This is a genomic window from Chryseobacterium joostei, assembly GCF_003815775.1.
GTDB classification, from domain to species: Bacteria; Bacteroidota; Bacteroidia; order Flavobacteriales; family Weeksellaceae; genus Chryseobacterium; species Chryseobacterium joostei.
Map to the genome: position 1 here is coordinate 4,242,930 of NZ_CP033926.1, position 18,279 is coordinate 4,261,208.

Here is an 18,279-nt window from a genome sequence, read left to right on the forward strand (position 1 = left end):
ATAATCTTCTTATTTTGCGGGTGTAGCTGGTGCCTGAACCGGTGTAGCTGTTTTAGAAGAAGCAGGAGCCGATTGCTTAGCCGGAACTTCTTTTTTTACTGGTTGTTGTCCCGGAGCCACTTGTGATGGTTTTCCCGTAATAACAACGCTTAAAAGGATAAGAACGATGATAGTTCCGCCTAGGGTCCATGTTGCTTTTTCCATGAAATCATTGGTTCTTTGTACTCCAAACTGAGCAGATGATGCCCCTCCGAAAGTACTGGAAAGACCTCCACCTTTTGGGTTTTGAGCCATAACAATAATCACCAATAAAACACTGGCAACCATAATAAGAACCATCAATAGTGTAAATATAGTATCCATTAATTCTGATATCTTTTTGAATGGGCAAATTTAATGTTTTTTTACTGAATGACAAAAAAAGATGTTGGGAAATGTGGATCAACTACTAAAAATTAAAAATAAAATAAAGATTTAATGCTTAAAATAGATGGATAGGCTCATAAGAGTGTTGGGAATTTACCACTAAATTATTTTTATGAAGATTGAGTTTGAATTTCAAAATTCATTAAAATCACGAAGAGATCAGAAAATAAAAAAGACTATCCCAAAAGTGAGATAGTCTTTTTTTATAAAAATGATTTGTTTTTTATTTAAAGTCAGAATCCTTAGCCTGATTTAGCTGATAGGATTGTACTGACAGATTGATATCCATACCACCCATGTTCTGAATAATGGTAAATGGAAGCTTTACACCAGATACATCCTTGTAGTCAGCAAAGCTTGTAGGAATGGAACCTCCTTCACCCGCTTTTATTTCACCCGTTTTAAGACCTGTCTTTACGCTGTAATAGTAGGTTTGTTTTGGGCCTTTTACAACATAAGAATCTTCATTGTTGTATTTTTCAATACCGGCTAGTTTTAAATCTGTTTTTTTTGCAAAATTAAGTTCCGGGAAAGGGTCAGATTCAGCCATCAAAGATTTTTGCTGCTCATTCAGCGGAATTTTTTGTCCCTGTGCTTCTGCATATCCATCTTTACCATCAAAAACGATCTTCTGAAGAGTATTACCCATCATTTTCATTTCCATCATCATTTTTCCTCCTTTTCCCTCAATCAGTTTTATGCTCATATCCATACCTTGTACTTTGGTAGTGGCATCAGCAGTAACGGAGGTTACTTTTTGAACGGCTGCCAATCCTCCAACGGCATTAATGTATTTATCCACTACAGAGCCAATGGTTACATTGGCATCCACCTTTTGTGCTGCAGGTTTTGAAACTGGATTTGCTTCCTTATCAAAGTATTTTACAGGGTAACCTAGTTTTTCCAGTCCTTCAGCAATATCAGAAGCCTTACCGGCAACGAAGATTCTGCTTTGGTTAGGGAAGATCGTTGCTTTTACCGCATTAGATACATCTGCTGCAGTTACCTTGTCAATAGATTTTAAATAGTTGGTATAGAAATCTGCCGGAAGATCCTGCACCTTTTGATCCAAAGCAAACTTGGCAACGATTCCGGGCTTTTCCAGAGACATAATGAAAGCGCCTTTTAGTCTTGCTTTAGCATTCTCAAGTTCTTCAGGTTTTACCGTAGAAATCGCATTAAGTTCATTCATTAATTCCTTAATCGCCTTGTCTGTAACCTCATTTCTTACGCTTGTTTCTGCCGAAAAATTAGGAGAATATTTACTTGGCTGCATACTGGAATAGGCACCGTATGTAAATCCATTTTTCTCTCTAAGGTTCATGAAAAGTCTGGCTTCACCGCCACCCCCTAAAATATAGTTGGCAATAGTAGCAGGGAAGTAGTTTGGATCTTTCATGTTCAAAGTATTCAGGTTTCCTACTTCTAATACAGATTGTACTGCAGAGGGAACATCCACCACGTTAATTTCTGTTTTGGAAACATTGGAAGCAGGTTCTAAAGCTGCAAACTTCGTATTTGATTTCTTCCAGTTTCCAAATGATTTTTCAACCAAAGGTTTGATCTGATCAAATTTTACATCTCCTACAATTACTAAATAGGCATTTTCCGGAGCGTAGTATTTATTGTAAATATTCTGGATATCTGCCAATTGGATCTTATTGATGGATTCTACCGTTTCAAACTCTCCTCGTGAAGTGTTTTTACCATATTTCAAAGCATTGGAGACTCTTTCAGCAATGGAAGATGCATTTTTCTCGTCAGCTTTTAAGCCTTCAATGGTTCTTTCCTTTGCATTTTGAAGCTCTTCTGCAGAGAATTTTGGATTAACGATAGCATCAGCCATCAGCCCCAATACTTCAGGGAAATATTTTGAAAGTGAGTTGGAAGATGCACCATTAGAGGAAAAACTTAGATTGGCTCCTAAAAAGTCAACCTTTTTATTAAACTCATCTTTACTAAGATTTGTAGTACCATTATCAAGCTGTTCTGCCATAATCTGGCTTACTCCGGCTATATTTCCTTCATAGTAAGGAGGCCTGTCCATGGTAAGAGTGGTGTTTACCCTTGGTAGTTTATTGTTTTCAACAACCATTACAGTAAGCCCGTTGCTTAGCTGAAAGGTTTTTGGTTTAGCAATGTTAACGGCAGGAGTAGGTCCTGGTTTTGGCATTGCATTAATATCTATTTTTTGTGCGGAAAGCATTCCTGCAAATAAAAATGCCGCTGCTATATAGGTGAATTGCTTTTTCATGGGTAAATTATTTTTTCTCAGGAACGTAGTTGATGATGATTCTTTGGTTAGAATTCAGATACTTTTTAGCTGCATTTTGCAGATCTTGCTTTGTAATAGACCTGTAAATGTCAATTTCTTTATTGATAAGATTTGTATTTCCCATCAATACATGGTTGGTTGCCAAAGAAGCAGCGATACCCTGAATGCTTGAATTTTGATTGACAAACTGATTTTCAAACTGGTTTTGGATCTTCTGATAATCTTCATCCGAAATTAAAGTATTCTGAAGTTTTTTGATCTCAGCATCAATATCAGTCTGTAAAGTCTGCTTAGTTGTCTGTCCCATTGGAATCGCAAAGAATGCAAAAATACTGTAATCTTCAAGTCCCTGATTGAAAGCAGCTACCTGAAGTGCTTTTTTATCCTGATCTACCAGTTTTTTGTACAAAACAGAAGATTTGCCATTACTTAGATAAGACGAAAGCATATCTAGCACATACGCATCTTTTTCTTTATTGGCAGGGGTTCTGTAAGCAAAAACATAGGCAGGAAGCTGAATGTTCGGATCAGTTGCCGTAACTTCTTTTTCCTGAGTAATAGGAGCATCTTTAGGGAAATCCTTTGGATAAACAGTTCCTTTTGGAATAGCTCCATAATATTCTGCAATCCACTTTTTAGTCTGTTCAGGTTTAATGTCTCCTGCTACTACTAAAGTTGCGTTGTTAGGAACATAGAATTTCTTATAAAAAGCCTGAAATTCTTCAAGCTTAGCCGCATTCAGATCCTCCATAGAACCTATGGTAGGCCAGTTATAAGGGTGATTGGTAAACAAATTCTTTTGAATGGTTGAAAAAAGATTTCCATAAGGTTGGTTGTCCATTCTCAGTCTTTTCTCCTCTTTTACCACTTCTCTTTGTGTATCTACACCAACCTGATTGATCTCGGCATGGCGCATTCTTTCAGACTCCATCCAAAGTCCAAGTTGTTCGTTGTTGGATGGGAAAGTTTCATAGTAATAGGTTCTGTCGTTGGTTGTATTGGCATTATTGTCGCCTCCATTTGAAGAAACGATCTTAAACCATTCACCTCTCTTAATATTAGGGGTTCCCTCAAATAAAAGGTGTTCAAAGAAGTGTGCAAAACCGGTTCTTCCCTTTACTTCATCCTTTGCACCTACATGATACATTACTCCTGTTGTTACTACCGGAGCTGAATTATCCTGATGAAGAATTACATGAAGACCATTGGGAAGATCATATTCTTCGAATTTTATTTGCTGTGCATTCAGCATAAGCCCGAAGAAAGCTACGGCAGCAGCAGAAATAAGTCGTTTTTTCATAAAGTTTGAAATTGTTTATCAATTAGTAGGAAAAGTGAATTAAATGTTACATACCTATGCACCAGAAGTTAGATATAGAGGGTAGAAGTTAGAAATAATATATTGATGAATTTTATTTTCAAATGAAAAAACACCTCTGTTTCAATAGCTGGCTCTCCTAATATTTAGCTTCTAATGTTTAACTTCTACAATCAAAATTTGAATTCTCCTTTGAATACATTAATTTTGTGTTCCCAAAATTTTTTTGCAGTATGGATTATTTGAAAGGACTCAACGAATCACAATATGAAGCCGTTACCTCTTTACAAGGACCTTTGATGGTGCTTGCGGGAGCCGGTTCCGGTAAAACACGTGTGCTTACCATGCGTATAGCCCATTTAATACACAACGGAATAGACCCTTTCAATATCCTTGCACTTACCTTTACCAATAAAGCAGCCCGTGAAATGAAAGAGCGTATTGCGAAGGTAGTGGGTGACAGCAATGCAAGAAGTCTTTGGATGGGAACTTTTCACTCTGTTTTTGCAAGAATTCTAAGGATTGAAGCTCATTATCTTGGCTATCCTTCCAATTTTACCATTTATGATCAGCAGGATGCATTGAATGTAATTAAAAAGGTACTGAAAGACATGAACATTGATGCTGACCTTTACAAACCTAAAAAAGTTCAGGCTAGAATTTCAACCTACAAAAACAATTTGATTACTGTAAAGGCCTATTTCAACAATCCTGAACTCATGGAAGCGGATGAAAAGGCAAACATGAAATTTATCGGACAGATTTATCAGAGATACGTAGATGCATGTTTCAGAAACGGCTCTATGGATTTTGATGATCTTTTGTTAAAAACCAATGAATTACTGACCCGTTTCCCTGAAGTGCTTGCAAAATATCAGGATAGATTTAGGTATATCATGGTAGATGAGTACCAGGATACAAACCATTCTCAGTATCTTATTGTAAAAGCATTGGCTTCAAAATTTGAGAATATTTGTGTGGTGGGAGATGATGCACAATCTATTTACTCATTCCGTGGTGCGAATATTTATAACATCCTGAATTTTAAAAAGGATTATCCGGATGCTATTACAGTATCCTTGGAACAAAACTACCGTTCTACCCAGAATATCGTAAATGCAGCCAATGTTGTTATTGCGAAAAACTTACAGCAGTTTAAGAAAAATGTCTTCAGTGATAATGAAGAGGGAGACAAAATTAAAATATACCGTTCTCTATCAGATGCTGATGAGGCCAATTTCGTAGCCGGAAATATCTGGGAACTTCGTAACCGTGATCAGAGAAAATACAGCGATTTTGCTATTTTATACAGAACAAACTCTCAGACCAGAGCATTTGAAGATGCCTTGAGACGTAAAAATATTCCTTACAAGGTATACGGAGGACTTTCATTTTACCAAAGAAAAGAGGTTAAGGATTTAATAGGATATCTACGCCTTTTAATCAATGAAAATGACTCTGAGGCATTGATGAGAATCATTAATTATCCCACAAGAGGAATTGGAGAAACCACGCAGAATAAACTGATTGTTTTTGCAGATGCACAAAACGTTTCCATCTCAAAGGTCTTGGATAATTTACCGATGTATGCTCCTCAGTTGGGCTTAAATAATGGTGTTTTAAACAAACTAAATGATTTCTGGTCTATGATTAAAGCGTTTCAGGTACTATTAAAGACCGAAACTGCCTACAGCGTTGCTATGGAAGTGGCAAAACGTAGTGGCTTAATCAAGTTTTTAAAGGATGATCAGACGCCGGAGGGAATTTCAAGGGTAGAAAACGTTCAGGAATTGATGAACTCTATGCAAGGGTTTATTGAAGAACAAATGCAGTTGGAAGATGGAGATCCAAGTTTGTCCAACTTCCTTGAAAACATTGCACTTTCAGCAGATACACAGGATAAAAACCTTGAAGATGATATGGTTTCATTGATGACCATTCACCTTTCAAAAGGATTGGAGTTCCCAGTGGTACATTTGGTTGGTCTTGAGGAGAATCTTTTCCCAAGCTTTATGAGTTCTGCAACAAGAGAAGATCTTGAAGAAGAAAGAAGACTGTTCTATGTAGCTTTGACAAGGGCAGAAAAGCAAGTGTTTTTCTCCTACGCAGTGTCACGTTTCCAGTGGGGAAAAATTACAGATGCAGAACCATCAAGATTTCTAAGCGAGATTGATGATGAATATATTGAGTTCCTTAATCCTGTACTGGAAAAAAGATTTATCAACAATTCTGGGGTGAGATCCAATATTTTTGATGAGCATCCATCTGAGCAGAAAGCTTTCAAAAGAGTTGAGAAAAAGACCATTGACCGGGGAGATAATTCGGCACCCGCTCCTGAACAGAGAAAACTAAAACCTGTAAGCACGGCAAAAATCATTAATCCAAGTGGAGCTTCCTCTCAGGATATTGAAGTTGGAGATAAGGTGAGACATGATCGTTTCGGAATTGGAGAAGTCTCCTTTCTGGATGGAACAGATCCTCAAAATATCAAGGCAAAAGTTGTCTTCATACACGAGGGAGAGAAAAACCTTATCCTGAAATATGCTAAACTGACAAAGATCTAAGCTGAAAATAATATAAGAATAGAAGCGAACTCAATTTTTGGGGTTCGCTTTTTTTTGTTAAAATCTATAAGGTTTACTTTAAAAATAGTATTTTTAATAAGGGATAGAAATAAACAATAAATATTTTTTATAAAAACAAAGTCTATTGATTTTGTGGACTAATAAATAAGTTTTACATTTGCGCTCTGTAAAAAAACATAAATGTTCAATTAATTGAGTAAACTATATGAAAAATAAGAAAACTATTCTTTCCGCTTCTGTTTTATTTTTTCTTGGAGTATTTACCTACGGCCAGGAAAAAGACAGTATAAAAACAAATAAAGACAAAATCAATAGTGTAGAAGAAGTTGTATTATTGGGCTCAAGAGCCGGGGCAAGATCTAAAATAGACAGTCCGGTTCCTGTGGATGTATTCAATCTAAAGGAGGCTTCTGTAATTCTTCCACAATCCAATATCGGACAAATATTGAATGCCATTGCACCCTCTTTTACTTCTACGGTTCAGACCAATTCGGATGGTACAGACCATTTGGATCCTGCTCAGTTGAGAGGATTGGGGCCGGATCAGGTATTGGTATTGGTTAACGGGAAAAGAAGACATACTTCAGCATTGGTGAATGTGAACGGAACACCAGGAAGAGGAACAGTAGGAACTGACCTGAATGCCATTCCATCCTTTGCCTTAAACAGAATAGAAGTCCTTAGGGATGGAGCTGCAGCACAATACGGATCAGACGCTATTGCCGGAGTAATGAACCTTGAACTTAAAAGAGATACCGGAAAACTGACAGGTCAGATTGGCTATGGAGGAAATCTAACACCTACAGCCAATGATCATACAGGAAATTTTGACGGACAGAATATTCAGCTGGATCTGAATTATGGAAATAAAATAGGTACGAAAGGTGGTTTCTTTAATATCACCTGGTCTTCACAGTTCAGAAATCCTACGTACAGAGCAGGAACTGAAAAAGGAGCAATTTACAATGCCTATAATGCTATTGAACAACGTGCTCTGAATGATGGAGTGAACCTTTCATCTCTTTTCAGCGATATTAAAGATACTCCTAACTCACAACAGATTATTGATTATGTTCACCAGTATGCGCAGGGAGTTAACTATTTTAGTTCTGCTCAATTGGCAGGAATACAAGGGGCAACTACCATTCAGGATATAAAAGACGGGGCAGGAAATGTTATTCAAAAAGGGCTTCAGTCTTTATTGAATTTCGATGTTACCGATCAGGAATTAGCTTACAGGGGACAAACGAGAAAGGATTTTAACATGCAGGTTGGGCAGTCCAAGCTTAATAATCATCAGCTTTTCATCAATGCTGAGGTTCCAATCAGTGATGATTGGAAAGTTTATACTTTCGGCGGCTATAGCTTAAGACATGGTACTTCCGGAGGGTTTTACAGAAGACCGAGGGAAAGCAGAACCTTTACAGGATTGTATCCTAATGGTTACCTTCCACAGATTGGAACAGATATTCAGGATATTTCATTGGCTGCAGGAATTAAAGGAAAATGGGACGGATGGCATATTGACTTCAGTAATACTTTTGGACAAAACTCTTTTACCTATAACATTGGAAATACCGGAAATACTTCTCTAAGATTTGCTTCACCAAGTGAATTTGATGCTGGTGGACTGAGGTTTACTCAAAATACAATCAATTTAGATTTCTCTAAAAAATATGATGCATTTGAAGGATTGAATGTTGCATTTGGAGGAGAGCATCGCTTTGAAAACTTTAAAATGACAGAAGGAGAAGAAGCTTCATACACTACCTATGACCAATACGGAAATATATGGGATGGAGATCCAGCGAAAAGACCTACCGATTTCTTTGGAGCAGCACTTCCGGGAGGTTCGCAGGTATTTAACGGATTTAGACCGGAAAATGCAGTGAACAAAAACAGACAATCAGTAGCTGCCTATGCAGATGTTGAATTTAACTTCACCAACTGGCTTTTGGTAGATGCAGCAGCGAGATATGAAAATTATTCAGATTTTGGTTCTACCTTCAATTATAAATTGGCTTCAAGAATCAAGGTAGCTCCTAATTTTAATGTGAGACTGGCGGGTTCTACAGGATTTAGAGCACCATCTATTCACCAGATTTATTATAACGTGACCTCTTCGTTGTTTGTAACTTCGCCACAGCTTCCTAGTGGAGTGCTTTTGGATGTGGGAACATTTAGCAATGATTCTGAGGTTGCAGGAGCATTAGGAATGCCAAAACTGAAGCAGGAAACTTCAAAATCTGCAAGTGTAGGATTTACCTATAAAATTCCATCCGTGAATTTAACGTTCACTGCGGATGGTTACTTTACAAGAATTAATAACAGAATTCTCCTTACAGATCAATTCTTAAAGGCAGGTGTTCCGGATGCAGCAAAACTGATTTATGATAAATTAAATATCAATGCAGCTCAATTCTTTACCAATGCCATTGATACTGAAACGAAAGGGGTAGATGTGGTTATTTCTCACACTGCAAGATTTACCGATATAAAGCTGGATAATAACTTTGCGATTAACCTTAACCAGACCAAACAGGTTGGGAATATTCATTCCTCAGGATTATTGCAGTCTCCGGATTTAGAAAAGATTTATTTCTCCGAAAAATCAAGAGTTTATCTGGAAGAAGCAGTGCCAAGAGTAAAAGCCAGTCTTTCTCATACACTGACTTGGAAGAGTGCTAGTTTCTATCTAAGAAATACCTATTTTGGAAAAGTAACAGGAGCAGATGTTCTGGATGCTAATGGAGATGGAATTATAGAATTTAATGAACACCAGAAAATAGGGGATAAGATCATTACTGATCTTTCTGTAGCCTATCAGTTTACAAAAAACATAGGATTGACGTTAGGAGTAAACAATCTGTTTGATATCTATCCAACTAAAAATCTTCCTGCGTCCAGTAATAATGATCAGTTTGTATACTCACGTTCTACCTCACAGTTTGGTCAGAACGGAAGGTATGTGTTCTCCAGACTTAACTTCAATTTTTAATACTTTATATACTTCTAAAAAAAAAAAAAAAACGGATCTCAAATTTGAGGCCCGTTTTTTTATATTATAATGAATTTTATCTTTCTACCAGTTCTTTTACCGCTTCACCATAATGGTCAATTTCGGTTGTATTGATCTTAAGCAGTTGATACCACTTTCTGAAAGCACCTATAAATACAATAAGCATAAGAATCATTGCTGTTGCCGCTAAAGCTGCCAGTAAATACTGTCCTTTAGGAATATAGATGGCGGTCACCTGAATATAACCTGCCCAGAATGTTATCCCCGCCATGAAAACTCCAGGAATAGCCGAACAGAAAGCATATTTACCTCTTTTCATTCTTATCAGCATGGTTGTACAGACGATAAGCCCACAGGCAGCCAGTAGCTGATTACTAATTCCAAATAACGGCCAGATACTGTTTACATTTCCGGTGTACACCAGATATCCCCATGCAAATGTGAAAAGAAGACTGCTGATAATAATTCCCGGAATCCAATTTTTATCATTGAATTTTGGAACAACAGAGCCTAGCATTTCCTGTAAAAAAAAGCGTCCAACCCTTGTTCCTGCATCAATGGCGGTAAGAATAAACACTGCTTCAAACATAATTGCAAAATTATACCAATAGGCTGTCAGCTGATCCATATACGGAATCTTATTGAATATATGAGCCATTCCCACCGCCAGAGATACTGCACCTCCGGTTCTGCCATATAGATCAATACCTATTTTCTGTGAATAATAATCAATATCTACTCCGTGTAATGAAGGATGTGCTGCAAGAAACGAATCATAAGCTTCTTTGGGAGTATTGATTGCAAAATAATCACCAGGCATTAGGGTACAGGCAGCAATAAGCGCCATCAATGCTACAAAGCCTTCCACCAGCATGGCTCCATATCCTACAAAAAGAATTTCTCTTTCTTTAGTAAGCATTTTCGGAGTTGTTCCCGTGGCAATCACAGCATGGAAACCGGAAATGGCTCCACAGGCAATAACAATGAATATAAAAGGAAGTACCGGACCACCAATAATAGGGCCACCACCATTTACAAAAGCTGTAATAGCCGGCATCTGTATCGTAGGGTGAATAACAATTACTCCAATAGCCAGCATAATAATAGTTCCTATCTTTAAATAAGTCGAAAGATAATCTCTTGGCACCAAAAGAAGCCATACCGGTAATACAGAAGCAATAAAACCATACAGAGGGATCGCAATGGAAATCGTTTTAATATCCCAGGAAAATAGATTATTTATCGTAGCATTCTGCATCAGGCTGTGTCCCCCGATAATCCCTGCAACCAAAAGAATACCTCCAAGAATACTTGCAAACAGGACACTGTTCTTTTTATAGCGCATGATGAGTCCCATGATGATGGCAATGGGCATGGTGATGATTACTGTAAAAAGAGACCATGAAGCTTCATGCATCGCATTGATGCAAGCCAATGATAAACCTGCCAGCGTAAGGATCAGAATGAAAAGGATGGCAAAACCTGCTACAGTTCCTGTTGCTTTTCCTATTTCTTTGGAAGCAATAGTGGCAAGACTCTGCCCCTTATGTCTTACTGAAGCAAAGAGTACAATCATATCGTGTACTCCGCCTCCCAGAACACAGCCTATCAATATCCATAATGCACCGGGAAGATATCCGAATTGTGCCGCAAGAACAGGCCCAACCAAAGGTCCTGCTGCAGCAATAGCCGCAAAATGATGCCCGAAAAGTACATTTTTATTGGTGGCAACATAATCTTTACCATCTGCAAATTCTACGGCGGGAGTCATATTCCCGTCATTAAGTCGGAGAACTTTATTCGCAATAAAAATACCATAAAAGCGGTAAGCTATCGCAAAAATAAGGACAGATACAAATATGAGAGTAAGTGCATTGATATTGTTTAAAGATTCCATATTACTTATTTTTATTGATAAATAATTAAATTATAGGCTTTTTTATTATTAATAATTTAAATAATAGCCAAGGTAATTAATTCTCAATTAAAAAATATCAATATGTATATCAATCTAGCAAATTTCCTTTATTGTTTTGTTTATTAATTTGATTTTCAATATTTTATAGATTATTGAAACAATGTGATGTATATTATTTTTTCTGTGAAAGAATGAAATCTACCATCTGATCCGTAAGTTGATCCAGATAAGCTTTATCAGTAGTGCCAAAGCCATGTATTCCTCCGTCTACGATGATCAGAGAGTTCTGTATTTTGGCTCTGTTTAATTTTCTGTGAAGCTTTTTAGATTGGTTTAAAGGAACAATTTTATCATTATTTCCCTGAACAATTAAAGTAGGTACACCTCCAGAAACAAAATTAACGGGAGATATGGTTTCAAGATAATTAATGGCTCTTTCCTGGTTTTTCTTGAGAGCATACCCTGAAAGTCCCTTCACTAGATTCTGCTGTAGACTGACAATCTTTTTTGACATTAATCCAATCATAGCGACCGGTATTGTTCCTAATTTTGTGTGGAAAAGCTTATTCAGATCTGCAGGACCATAATGATCAATCACATAATTTACCTTGGCAGAATAAGACGAAAGTTCCGGATTACCCAAATAAGTATTGTCCGGAGTGTAGGCCGCAAGCAAAGAAAGGTGAGCTCCTGCTGAGGCACCAAACAACCCAATATTATTCGTGTCAAAATGATATTGCCCTGCATTTTTTCTTACCCATCTTACAGCATCTTTGGTATCTTCCACTGGCAAAGGAAAATGAGTACTGTCATTCAGAAGGGTATAATTAATACTGATCACAGCATATTGCTTTGCCATCAGTTTAGCAATGGTAGTTTCAACATAATTATCAGAGTGGATTATTTTATCTCCTTGTATCCATCCACCACCGTGAACATAGATTAGCACTGGAAGCAATTGACCTGAAGGAGCGTTTTTTGGAGTGAACACGTCCAGTTGTACTGCATTTCCTTTTCTGTTGGTTTTATATATAATATTTTCAGATAAATTGGCTATTTCGGGAAGTAATGTACTTTTTACAGGGGGAGTCTGGTTGGATATCTGTGAAAAGTTCTGTGAAAAAAATAAATGAGAAAGGCTTAACAATAAAACAAAAAACAGGTTTGTAAAAAACCTGTAGATTGATATGTTGTTTTTAGATGATTTCATAGTGGAACTTTTTAAGAAGTGTGTTATTTTACTAACTCCTCAAAAAGTTTACCAAAAGTGATATTTAGATCTCTTGATTTTCCGGGATGAGGTCTTGAAGTTTGTACAACAGCACTTCTTACAGCAGTAAGCCAGCGAAAACGTTCAGGAATATCGAGTTGTGCAATGGGTCCACCATCTTTCTCTCCGTGAGCAATTTTCTGAAAGCTTTCCAGGTTTTGAATAATATCCTCGTAATCTAGTTTGCTGTGCATCAGCTTGAATTTATCTGGACATAAATAAAATTCAACCCGAATGAATTTTTCCTTTTTAGAAAACATAACCAGTCCTATATTGAAAAACTCTTCTCTCTCAACTTTAGGCACCAGGCGTATTACCGCATATTCATATATTTTATCCTCTTGCATTTTTCGCTTCGTTTACAAAGATTGAAGAATTTTCTAATCGGGTTTTCAGAAACTGAAAATAAATCTCACGGATTTCATCAGGAGTTTCATCCGCGTCATTCCATTGTAACCAGTCTTCAGGGATTGAATTAACAATTTCTCTGAAAAGGGCGTCATTCAATATCTCATGAGCAAACTTATCTGCTTCATCCAGCATTTTAGCTTTAGGAAGAAGTACATGGTCTTTCACATATTTGAATGGAGTCTTTGCAGCTGCATCAAAATTCTGCCATGAATGGTGAAAATAGAACGAAGCTCCATTGTCAATAATCCAAAGTTCCTTATGCCACATCAGCATATTGGTATTTCTAAACGTACGGTCAATATTGGTAATAAATGCATCAAGCCATACGATTTTTGAAGCCAGAAGAGGATCAACACTTACACCTGGATCATAGGTGATAGAACCTGAAAGATAATGCAGTCCCAGGTTCAGTCCCTCAGAAAACTTTAATAGATCCTGAATTTCCTCATCAGCTTCTGTTCTTCCGAAGTCAGCTTCCAGATTTACAAAAACCAGTTCAGGGATCTTTAATCCTAAGGCTTCTGTAATCTTTCCTCCCAAAAGTTCGGAGATCAGCATTTTTACCCCATGGCCGGCCCCACGGAATTTTAAGACATATTTAAAATCATCATCAGCTTCTGCCAGAGCAGGAAGTGAACCTCCCTCCCTCAGTGGCAGAATGTAACGCGTTACGGTTACTGTTCTTAAATTCTGCATGAAGCAAAAATAAGGTTATTTTTTAATAATCTTTTTAGTGAATTCCTTTTCTCACGTTTTATACAGGAAATAATAAGTATTGCTTGCAAAAAATACACTTCGGATCCTATTGGTTTTAAAATAAAAGAAGATGTTATTGATGTTATTAAGGAAAAACAGAGTTTTTTTCATAAATTTCCATGATCAAACACCTTAAATATAAAAGATATTTATTGACCTATGAATTTGATTAATGAAAAGAATATACCTATAGAAAATAAGGAAACAAGAAGCTTTCTTGCTGATGCTTTTTATAAAGATACCTTACAAAAACTTCCCTTAGTGATATTTGTTCACGGATATAAAGGCTACAAAGACTGGGGTGCCTGGAATCTGATGGCAGAAAAGTTTGCTGAAGCAGGATTTTTCTTTGTGAAGTTTAATTTTTCGCATAACGGAACAACGATGAATGATCCCTATAACTTTGGAGATCTTGAAGCTTTTGGTAACAATAATTATTCTAAAGAGCTTTCTGACCTTGGTGCTGTTATTGACCATTTTACTAAAGACCCACATGTGGATATTGAAAAAATTGTTTTGATAGGACACAGTAGAGGAGGAGGAATTTCCATCATTAAAACTTTTGAAGATGAAAGAATCAATGGCTTGATTACATTGGCAAGTGTGGATACACTAGACCGTTTCCCGAAAGGAGAGGCTTTTGAAAACTGGAAAAAAGATGGAGTATACTATGCCATGAATGGACGTACAAAACAGGAAATGCCTCATTACTATCAGTTTTATGAAAATTATGAGCAGAACCTTCATCGCTTTGATGTTGAAAGAGCAACAGAAATGGCAAAAGCTCATATGCTGATTATTCATGGAACAGAGGACGAAGCAGTAGAGGTGAAACAGGCAGAACATCTTCATCTTCTTCATCCCAATTCTGAACTGTTTCTGATTGAAAATGCTAACCATACTTTCGGAGCGAAAGAGCCATGGACAAGCTCTGATTTACCAAAAGATTTACATAGCGTAACCGAAAAATGTATTGATTTTATAAAAGAAAAATTGAAATAAAACGTTTAAAACTACGTTGATATAAATTAACCACCATAACAGTATACTTATGAAAAAAATTATTGCAGGCGCATTTGCGCTTTCATTATGTGTTGTTTCATGTAAAAAAGAAACAAAAGCAGAATCTTCTGTAAGCAACGATACTTTGGCTACAGTAACGCCTAAGGATTCCGTAATCACACCCAAAACAGATTCGGTTGCAACAACGCCATCTTCTGCTTCAGGCACAATGAATATTATTACCAAAAATGTGGATAAGTATCCTCATGATATTAAATTCTTCGAAGATAAAGGAATCACAGAAAGATTGAAAAAACTTGTCGGGGCTCAATATGATGAGATGGTAAAGAATTTTAATGTAGAGGGTCCTATTTCTTCAGAAAATGGAATTTATAAGCTGACAGGTTGTAAGCAGCACGACTGTCCGGGATATGCTACAAGCATTTATTACGATTCTAAAAATGATAATTTGAATGTTTCCATTGATAAGGACGGTAATATTTCAGATTTCAATGAAAAAGGAAAAATTACAGGTACTGAAAAGTCAGAAAAGAAATAAAATCTTTTAATAAGTATAGAAAGTAAAAAGAAGCCTGAAATGTCAGGCTTCTTTTTTATATTATTTTATGGTGAGTAAAACCCACGCTTCTTCAACTTTGCTTTCCAGAAGTAATTTCTGGGCGTCAGTATGAATGTTTTCATCAGCATGGAAATCACCGGAAGGTAAAACCTCTGTATTGGCAAGCATTCCAAGATCATTCCCTGTGAATACTTTACTGTACTTAATAGCATCCGGAAGAAGATCAAACCCAATTCCTTTTGTTACCAAAGGTTTTGGAACTTCAAAAAGGCTGTTTTCATTACTTCGGGAATACCAGTTGCCACCTAGTCGGGCTACCATATCCAGCTTGTTCTGGTCAAGATTTCCTGCTTCATTCAGATATTCTTCCCTGATGTGAATCTTCTGAACCTCACAAATCACAAGATTTCCTGCTCCACCCTGATCTCCCAAGGATTTTACTTCTAAAACCTTGCATTCAAAGTTAACAGGACATTCTTCAATTAGTTTTGGCTTCACAAGATCTGCATCTTTCATAGTGAGACCAGACTTTATAAACTCATTTACTCCAGTCTCATATTCTGTAGATGCCAGAGAAATCTGCTGTACAATTGGAAAATTTACTGTTCCAATTACAACCTCCGGAACTTCCAAAACATTTTCTAAAGTATGTTTCGTTGTATTGTCACGTACTCTCCTTGATGGTGAAAAGATCAAGATCGGAGGAACTGTACTGAACATGTTGAAAAAACTGAATGGAGATAAATTATTATTACCGTCTTTATCCACCGTAGAAGCTAATGCAATAGGACGTGGTGAAACGGCTGTCTGCATGATGGTCTGTAGCTGTACGGAGGTTATCTCGGAGGGGATTACTGTTTTCATATTTTTAAACTTAACACTTAAGTTATTTTTAGTTACTTCTGATTGCTTCCGAAAGGACACTTAAGTTTGAAAATCTATGATTTTCATTCTTTTGGAAGTTCCTTAAATACCTTAGATGCAAAAGATTCACAGCCCTCATGATAAAGGTTTGTGACATTGAAATTGACTAGTATTGAACGAGGAGCTTTTAAAAGATTCATATAGTTGATGGTTTGCGCCTTATGAATTTGATGAATTTCTGCAACCGCCTTTAGTTCTAAAACAACTAATTCTTCAATTAAAAAGTCACATTTTACCTTACAATCTATTTGATTTCCTTTATAGAAAAATGGTATTTCAAGTTCACTTTTGTATTTTAAACCTAATAGATTAAATTCTTTTTCTAAGCATTGATGATAGACTTCTTCATATAAACCGGGGCCAGCCAGTTTATGAACTTCTATACAAGCCCTAACGATTTTGTAGGAAAGCTCATTAATCAATTTTTGAGTAATCATAATGCAAGAAAATGAAAATCGTAGATTTTCAAAAACTAAAGTGAACTGAATTTTACCATTATTATGTAGCTTAAAAAACTAAAGTGTTTTATAATTATTAAAGTGTTGGAATAATTTTACCAGAAACTTCACCGAAACCTACTCTTATACCATCTTTTTCAGCCCAGGCTTTCATGGTAACCGTATCATTATCTTCAATGAACTTTCTTTCCTCACCATTGCTTAGTGATATAGGATTTTGTCCTCTCCAGGTAAGTTCAAGCATAGAACCAAAAGATTTTGGATCACTTCCTGAAATGGTACCACTTGCATACATATCACCAACCTCTACGTTACATCCGTTTATCGTGTGGTGAGCCAGTTGCTGGGTCATATTCCAGTACATGTGTTTGTAATTGCTTTCGCTGATTAGGTTTTGGTCACCATTTTCAGGTTGGATATACACTTCAAGGTTGATATCATAGTTTTTATCACCTTCAAATTTTAAATAATCCAAAACTTCAGGATCCTGTTTAGGAGAAGCTGTTTTGAATGGTTCCAAGGCCTCAAGGGTAACTACCCAAGGAGAAATGGATGAACCGAAGTTTTTCGCAAGGAATGGCCCTAGTGGAACATACTCCCAAGATTGTATATCTCTTGCAGACCAGTCGTTGAAAATAACCATTCCGAAGATGGCGTCTTCAGCATCCTTTGTAGAGATACTTTCTCCCATCTCGGTATTTGTGTTGAGGATAAAGGCCATTTCCAGTTCAAAATCCAATTGCTTGCATGGTCCGAAAACAGGTTTGTCTGCATCAGCAGGTTTCATCTGTCCTTTTGGACGATTAATTTCTGTTCCTGAAACAACGATGGATGAAGCTCTACCATGGTAGCCTACCGGTAAATGCTTCCAGTTTGGTAACAATGCATTTGCAGGATCACGGAACATTTTTCCTACGTTGGTAGCATGCTCAATGCTGCTGTAGAAGTCTGTGTAATTTGGGATGTGAAGAGGCATCATCATTTTTACCTTGTCAAGGTCATAAAATGCATCTTCAATGGTTTTTTGATCTTTAGACAATGCAGAACCTTCCTGCAGTAACGTCTGTATTTTTGTACGAACAGCATTCGTAACAGGTTTGCCCAATTCTATGAATTCATTAATGGTGTAGGCTTCAAAAACATTGTCGTCCAATCCGTCAATGTCGTCAAAATAACCAAGATCATAAAGGGTTGCAAGATCAATAACCTGATCTCCGATTCTTGTGCAGCATCCGATATATTCTTTGTTGAAAACTGCAACTCCGAAAGGAATATTATGTATAGAAAAATCCGAATTTGAGGTATAGTCTACAAATGATTTCATAAGTTTAGATTTA

The 18,279-nt window shown here is 36.8% G+C and carries 14 protein-coding genes; 4 read left to right on the top strand and 10 right to left on the bottom strand.

Going from position 1 to position 18,279, the window contains the following annotated elements:
* Positions 1 to 9: 9 nt before the first annotated feature.
* The 3 genes from secG to EG359_RS19405 form a co-directional block, all read right to left on the bottom strand.
* Positions 10 to 363, bottom strand: coding sequence for a preprotein translocase subunit SecG (gene secG / locus EG359_RS19395; protein WP_076356559.1), 354 nt, complete (start codon positions 361 to 363; stop codon positions 10 to 12).
* A 286-nt stretch (positions 364 to 649) separates the two neighbouring features.
* The gene (locus tag EG359_RS19400) at positions 650 to 2,680 is read right to left on the bottom strand and encodes a M16 family metallopeptidase (RefSeq protein ID WP_076356561.1); all 2,031 of its coding nucleotides are present in this window, start codon (positions 2,678 to 2,680) and stop codon (positions 650 to 652) included.
* A 7-nt stretch (positions 2,681 to 2,687) separates the two neighbouring features.
* Positions 2,688 to 4,001, bottom strand: coding sequence for a M16 family metallopeptidase (locus EG359_RS19405; protein ID WP_076356563.1), 1,314 nt, complete (start codon positions 3,999 to 4,001; stop codon positions 2,688 to 2,690).
* A 251-nt stretch (positions 4,002 to 4,252) separates the two neighbouring features.
* Between EG359_RS19405 and EG359_RS19410 the strand changes: the two genes are divergently transcribed.
* A complete protein-coding gene (locus EG359_RS19410; protein ID WP_076356565.1) occupies positions 4,253 to 6,583 on the top strand; it encodes an ATP-dependent helicase in 2,331 nt (776 codons plus the stop codon).
* A 226-nt stretch (positions 6,584 to 6,809) separates the two neighbouring features.
* Entirely contained in the window at positions 6,810 to 9,602 is a 2,793-nt protein-coding gene (locus EG359_RS19415; RefSeq protein WP_076356567.1) for a TonB-dependent receptor plug domain-containing protein, read from the top strand.
* A 76-nt stretch (positions 9,603 to 9,678) separates the two neighbouring features.
* On the opposite strand, the gene EG359_RS19420 is transcribed toward EG359_RS19415, so the two are convergent.
* From EG359_RS19420 to EG359_RS19435, 4 genes are all read right to left on the bottom strand, one after another.
* The gene (locus EG359_RS19420) at positions 9,679 to 11,520 is read right to left on the bottom strand and encodes a carbon starvation CstA family protein (protein ID WP_174567037.1); all 1,842 of its coding nucleotides are present in this window, start codon (positions 11,518 to 11,520) and stop codon (positions 9,679 to 9,681) included.
* Between the two features lie 193 nt (positions 11,521 to 11,713).
* On the bottom strand, positions 11,714 to 12,751 hold the full coding sequence (locus EG359_RS19425) for an alpha/beta hydrolase (protein ID WP_076356569.1): 1,038 nt from the start codon (positions 12,749 to 12,751) through the stop codon (positions 11,714 to 11,716).
* A gap of 23 nt (positions 12,752 to 12,774) precedes the next feature.
* Positions 12,775 to 13,158, bottom strand: coding sequence for a DUF3037 domain-containing protein (locus tag EG359_RS19430; protein ID WP_076356571.1), 384 nt, complete (start codon positions 13,156 to 13,158; stop codon positions 12,775 to 12,777).
* Positions 13,145 to 13,918, bottom strand: coding sequence for a HipA family kinase (locus tag EG359_RS19435; protein ID WP_076356573.1), 774 nt, complete (start codon positions 13,916 to 13,918; stop codon positions 13,145 to 13,147). Before EG359_RS19435 ends, EG359_RS19430 begins: the two co-directional genes overlap by 14 nt.
* A 219-nt stretch (positions 13,919 to 14,137) precedes the next feature.
* Between EG359_RS19435 and EG359_RS19440 the strand changes: the two genes are divergently transcribed.
* Positions 14,138 to 14,980, top strand: a complete 843-nt coding sequence (locus EG359_RS19440) for an alpha/beta hydrolase family protein (RefSeq protein ID WP_076356575.1) — start codon at positions 14,138 to 14,140, stop codon at positions 14,978 to 14,980.
* A gap of 49 nt (positions 14,981 to 15,029) precedes the next feature.
* Positions 15,030 to 15,539 carry a hypothetical protein gene (locus EG359_RS19445; protein ID WP_076356577.1) on the top strand — a complete coding sequence of 170 codons (510 nt, stop codon included), beginning with the start codon at positions 15,030 to 15,032 and terminating at the stop codon, positions 15,537 to 15,539.
* Between the two features lie 60 nt (positions 15,540 to 15,599).
* On the opposite strand, the gene EG359_RS19450 is transcribed toward EG359_RS19445, so the two are convergent.
* The 3 genes from EG359_RS19450 to fahA all read right to left on the bottom strand — a co-directional run bounded on the left by EG359_RS19450 (position 15,600) and on the right by fahA (position 18,266).
* Positions 15,600 to 16,424: a flavin reductase family protein gene (locus EG359_RS19450; protein ID WP_076356579.1), complete on the bottom strand. Its 825-nt coding sequence runs from the start codon at positions 16,422 to 16,424 to the stop codon at positions 15,600 to 15,602.
* An 83-nt stretch (positions 16,425 to 16,507) separates the two neighbouring features.
* Positions 16,508 to 16,921, bottom strand: coding sequence for a GxxExxY protein (locus EG359_RS19455; RefSeq protein WP_084180524.1), 414 nt, complete (start codon positions 16,919 to 16,921; stop codon positions 16,508 to 16,510).
* A gap of 97 nt (positions 16,922 to 17,018) precedes the next feature.
* Positions 17,019 to 18,266 carry a fumarylacetoacetase gene (fahA, locus tag EG359_RS19460; RefSeq protein WP_076356583.1) on the bottom strand — a complete coding sequence of 416 codons (1,248 nt, stop codon included), beginning with the start codon at positions 18,264 to 18,266 and terminating at the stop codon, positions 17,019 to 17,021.
* Positions 18,267 to 18,279 lie beyond the last annotated feature (13 nt).